3 protein-coding genes, 4 tRNA genes, 1 rRNA gene and 1 pseudogene are annotated in these 4,349 nt (G+C 47.1%); 8 read left to right on the top strand and 1 reads right to left on the bottom strand.

The genetic code is table 11. The features are described from left to right. Positions 1–90: 90 nt before the first annotated feature. The 3 genes from rrf to birA all read left to right on the top strand — a co-directional run bounded on the left by rrf (position 91) and on the right by birA (position 2,385). Positions 91–206 (top strand): 5S ribosomal RNA (gene rrf, locus ACK5NH_RS19355). Positions 207–407: 201 nt separating this feature from the next. Continuing rightward, entirely contained in the window at positions 408–1,433 is a 1,026-nt protein-coding gene (murB, locus tag ACK5NH_RS19360) for a UDP-N-acetylmuramate dehydrogenase (RefSeq protein WP_416922713.1), read from the top strand. Next, complete coding sequence (gene birA / locus ACK5NH_RS19365) at positions 1,426–2,385, top strand: bifunctional biotin--[acetyl-CoA-carboxylase] ligase/biotin operon repressor BirA (RefSeq protein ID WP_416922715.1); 960 nt, start codon at positions 1,426–1,428, stop codon at positions 2,383–2,385. Before murB ends, birA begins: the two co-directional genes overlap by 8 nt. 1 nt (position 2,386) lies before the next feature. Here the strand turns inward: birA and coaA are convergent, their stop codons facing one another. After that, complete coding sequence (gene coaA / locus ACK5NH_RS19370; RefSeq protein WP_011715453.1) at positions 2,387–3,337, bottom strand: type I pantothenate kinase; 951 nt, start codon at positions 3,335–3,337, stop codon at positions 2,387–2,389. 234 nt (positions 3,338–3,571) lie between these two features. Between coaA and ACK5NH_RS19375 the strand changes: the two genes are divergently transcribed. The 5 genes and pseudogenes from ACK5NH_RS19375 to ACK5NH_RS19395 form a co-directional block, all read left to right on the top strand. Continuing rightward, a tRNA-Thr gene (locus tag ACK5NH_RS19375) sits at positions 3,572–3,647 on the top strand. A 7-nt stretch (positions 3,648–3,654) separates the two neighbouring features. Beyond that, a tRNA-Tyr gene (locus tag ACK5NH_RS19380) sits at positions 3,655–3,739 on the top strand. Between the two features lie 35 nt (positions 3,740–3,774). Beyond that, a tRNA-Gly gene (locus ACK5NH_RS19385) sits at positions 3,775–3,848 on the top strand. A gap of 9 nt (positions 3,849–3,857) precedes the next feature. Then, a tRNA-Thr gene (locus ACK5NH_RS19390) sits at positions 3,858–3,933 on the top strand. A 115-nt stretch (positions 3,934–4,048) separates the two neighbouring features. Beyond that, positions 4,049–4,309 (top strand): annotated as a pseudogene (locus ACK5NH_RS19395) (GTP-binding protein); the annotation flags it as partial. Between the last annotated feature and the right edge of the window lie 40 nt (positions 4,310–4,349).

The following is a 4,349-nucleotide window of genomic DNA, read 5'->3' on the forward strand; positions in this document are numbered from 1 at the left end:
ACAAACACTTAAGAAGTGTAACTCAAACCAGCTTTCCGAATTTAATTTACTGCCTGCGTGAGATAAGACGGGTAGTGAATAACAAATTTGCTTGGTGACAATAGCATTGTGGTCCCACCTGATCCCATCCCGAACTCAGAAGTGAAACGCAATCGCGCCGATGGTAGTGTGGGGTCTCCCCATGTGAGAGTAGGTCATCGCCAAGCGCCTAATTAAACAATGAAGCCAGCTGCATAAGCTGGCTTTTTTGTCTTTGGCAGTTCTTAACCGCCACTTCCACTGTTATTTTTACTCTTGTTCAAGATCTTGCTTCATTAGTCTGCCTGCTTTGACCGATCGACCTCAGTTTGCTGCAATTCTAGGGTGAAGCGTTTACAATGTCGCTTTTGTCGCGGCAGAACATCACCATGTCTTTTCCATATTCGCTAAAGCCGTTTAATACTTTTGGCGTGGAGCAATCCTGCTTATCCTTGATTGAAGTCCATTCCAAGGCAGATCTACAATCGACCTGCTTATCCTTATATCAGTCTAAGCGACCTATGCTTGTGCTCGGTGGCGGCAGCAATATCGTATTCACCGATGATTTTAATGGCACTGTAGTGCGTGTTTCAACTAAGGGGATTTCCTGTTCTGAAGATGACACTCACTTTTACCTTGCCGTTGAGGCGGGTGAGAACTGGCATGAATTAGTTCAGTTCAGCTTAAATCAGAACATGCCAGGACTTGAGAATTTAGCGCTGATCCCTGGCACCGTTGGTGCGGCTCCGATCCAAAATATCGGTGCCTATGGCGTTGAGCTGTGCAATATTTGTGATTGGGTCGAATATCTGGATCTCGACTCTGGTAACTTGCTAAGGCTTACAGTCGATGAGTGTGAGTTTGCCTATCGGGAGTCGATATTTAAGGGTAGCTTACGCGACAAAGCTGTGATTACAGCCGTTGGTTTGCGTCTCCCTAAAGCTTGGCAACCGAAATTGGCCTATGGTCCGTTGCAATCATTTACCGCTGAGACAGTGACCCCAAAGGAGATTTTTGACCGGGTCTGTGAGGTGAGGAGCGAAAAGCTACCTAACCCAGAAGTGCTAGGGAATGCAGGCAGTTTCTTTAAGAATCCTATCGTAAGCGCGGCGACTTATATGCAGCTTGCTGCGCGTTTCCCGAGTATCGTCGGTTATGCGCAACCCAATGGAGAGGTTAAACTGGCTGCGGGTTGGTTAATCGAGCATGCGGGTCTTAAGGGTTTTGCTCTTGGTAATGCAGGCGTGCATGCGAAGCAAGCCTTAGTATTAGTTAATTTAGGCCATGCGACTGGCCAAGATATCTGTCGATTAGCATTGCATGTGATTGCGCGAGTAAATGAGGTTTTTGGTGTTAAGCTCGAAGCCGAGCCAAGAATTATGGGATTAACTGGGGAGACGAGTCTCGATGTCTGATAACTGGGTGAGAAAACGCGAAATATTGGGATTGCTGTCGAGCGAACATTTTGTCTCAGGTGAAGAATTGGCGACACAACTGGGTATTTCTCGTGCAGCGGTGAGTAAGCATGTGGATGCTTTGGAAGGCTATGGCGTGGCAATTTACAGTGTCAAAGGCCGTGGTTATAAGCTAGCGAACCCCATCTCCCTCATCGACTCAGCGCGGTTAATTCAGTCAATTGATAATCGCTGCTTTTATTTTGATGAGATCCCTAGTACTAACGGATTTATGTTGAGTCATACGGGTGAGCTTAAGAGTGGCGACTTGTGTGTGGCTGAATACCAGTCGGCAGGGCGAGGTCGTCGTGGTCGCACTTGGGTTTCTCCCTACGGACATCACCTGTATTTTTCGCAGTTTTGGTCATTCCCACAGGGGATGGCGCAGGCAATGGGCTTAAGCCTTGTAGTGGCTTGTAGTTTAGTCGAGGTATTGAAATCCTTTGGCGTTGATAATATCGGTGTGAAATGGCCAAACGATATTTACCTTAATTATAAGAAGCTTGCAGGCATTTTAATTGAGATGTCAGGTCAGGCAGACAGCGAATGCCAATTGATCATTGGTATTGGTGTCAATATGGCCATGTCAGAAGATCAAGGGAAAGGCATCGATCAGCCTTGGAGCGATTTATCCGCCTTAGCGACTATGCCGAATAAAACGGACCTCGTGATTGCGCTGCAAAAGCAACTGAAAAAAGACATTCAACTATTTGAGCGTGAAGGGCTGGCAGCATTCAGACTGCGTTGGCAAGCGGCTGATTTGTTCTATGGGAAAGAGATCCGTTTACTCATGGGAGAAAATCATGTTGATGGTATTTGCCGCGGAGTCGACGTGCAGGGCGCTGTGTTACTTGAAACCGCCGATGGCACACAAGCGTTCATCGGCGGCGAAATCAGTTTAAGACCAAGATAGATTATTTGCGTAACAATACGTGGGACATCAAGTGATCCTGGCCTTTTTGCAGGATCAGATGTGCCCGCTCTCTTGTCGGCTGGATATTGAGTTGTAAATTGGGGCCGTTGATCGTGTCCCAAATTTTAGCCGCAATTGCATTCGCCTCATCATCCGTTAGGCTGGCATAGTGATGAAAATACGACTTTTCATCACTGAAGGCGCCTTTGCGGAACTGCAAAAAGCGCTCCTGATACCACTGCTTTAATAAGTGCTCTTCGGCATCGACGTAAATGGAGAAGTCGACAAAATCGGAGACGAAGGGGCGACGTATATCTACCGGTGAATCTAAGCCGGTTTGCAGTACATTGAGCCCTTCTAGGATCAAAATATCGGGCTGAGAGACCGTTTGATGCTGGCCGCGAATACGATCGTAAGTCACGTGGGAATAGATGGGCGCATTCACATGGGCTTGCCCCGATTTTACTGCCGAAATAAATTCGACCAACATCTTCATGTCGTAACTTTCGGGAAAGCCTTTACGCTGCAACAGGCCCTTGCGCTTTAAGTCAGCCAAAGGATATAAAAAACCATCGGTAGTGACTAAATCGACCTTAGGATGCTCCGGCCAGTGGCGCAGCAAGGCTTGCAAAATACGTGCAGTGGTACTTTTACCCACGGCAACGCTGCCCGCGATGCTAATAATATAAGGACTGCTCGAGGGTTTTTGCCCGAGAAACTCATCCAAGACCAAGCCACGCTGTTGTTTCGATTTAACGATGAGATTCAGTAACCGACTGAGAGGCAAGTAAATATCGGTTACTTCAGAGAGGGAAACCTTCTCATTAATACCGCGCAAATTTTCCAAGTCTTGTTCACTCAGTGTCATTGGCACTGCGTCCCGTAAAACAGACCATTGCGCGCGCTCAAAGGCAAGATAGAGTGCTTTTTGAATTGGATTTTTTGACGTCATTGGCTTTCCTCGGCTTAGGGATCGCACAGTACACCATGACTTAAGTATCGACAATATAAAATCTATTCCCGATGCCCCGTTTATTGGTCACGCTTGAGTATTCGCAGAAAAATTGCACGACAGCCTAGATTTAAGTGTAAAAAATCATCATTTGATTGCTTTTTTTAAACAAATCGTCGATTTTTGCTTGCACTTGGGCACACATTTACCTAATATCCCGTTCCGAAATGATTTGCCGGCATAGCTCAGTTGGTAGAGCAACTGACTTGTAATCAGTAGGTCCCGAGTTCGACTCTTGGTGCCGGCACCATTTTACTGGAGGGGTTCCCGAGTGGCCAAAGGGATCAGACTGTAAATCTGACGGCTCCGCCTTCGAAGGTTCGAATCCTTCTCCCTCCACCATTTTCTAGGTAGTTAGGTAGCCTTAGTTAGGTTGCGCGGGCATCGTATAATGGTATTACTCCAGCCTTCCAAGCTGATAACGCGGGTTCGATTCCCGCTGCCCGCTCCAAATTTAGTTGCTGATATGGCTCAGTTGGTAGAGCACACCCTTGGTAAGGGTGAGGTCGGCAGTTCGAATCTGCCTATCAGCACCAGCCTTTCTGAATTAAGCTCCTATACCTAAATAATCGGTTCGATGTCATTTATATGCATCGGATTTTTTCTATATGTATGTTTTCATCACCAAGACTCTTGGATTGAGGCAATACCATGGCAAAAGCTAAATTTGAACGTAATAAGCCCCATGTTAACGTGGGCACCATCGGTCACGTTGACCATGGTAAAACCACTCTGACTGCAGCTATCTCTCACGTACTGGCTAAGACCTCCGGTGGTGAAGCTAAAGACTTCTCTCACATCGATACCGCTCCAGAAGAGCGTGAGCGCGGTATTACCATCCATACCTCTCACATCGAATACGATACACCAACTCGCCACTACGCACCCGTAGACTGCCCAGGCCACGCTGACTAGGTTAAAAACATGATCACTGGTGCTGCGCAGATGGACG

Origin of the sequence: Shewanella sp., from assembly GCF_047975355.1 — a bacterium.
Classification (GTDB): domain Bacteria; phylum Pseudomonadota; class Gammaproteobacteria; order Enterobacterales; family Shewanellaceae; genus Shewanella.

Bases quoted from the DNA above. Each gene is read 5' to 3' on its own strand.
- murB (WP_416922713.1), top strand. From the start codon at position 408: ATGTCTTTTCCATATTCGCTAAAGCCGTTTAATACTTTTGGCGTGGAG.
- birA (WP_416922715.1), top strand. From the start codon at position 1,426: ATGTCTGATAACTGGGTGAGAAAACGCGAAATATTGGGATTGCTGTCG.
- coaA (WP_011715453.1), bottom strand. From the start codon at position 3,337: ATGACGTCAAAAAATCCAATTCAAAAAGCACTCTATCTTGCCTTTGAG.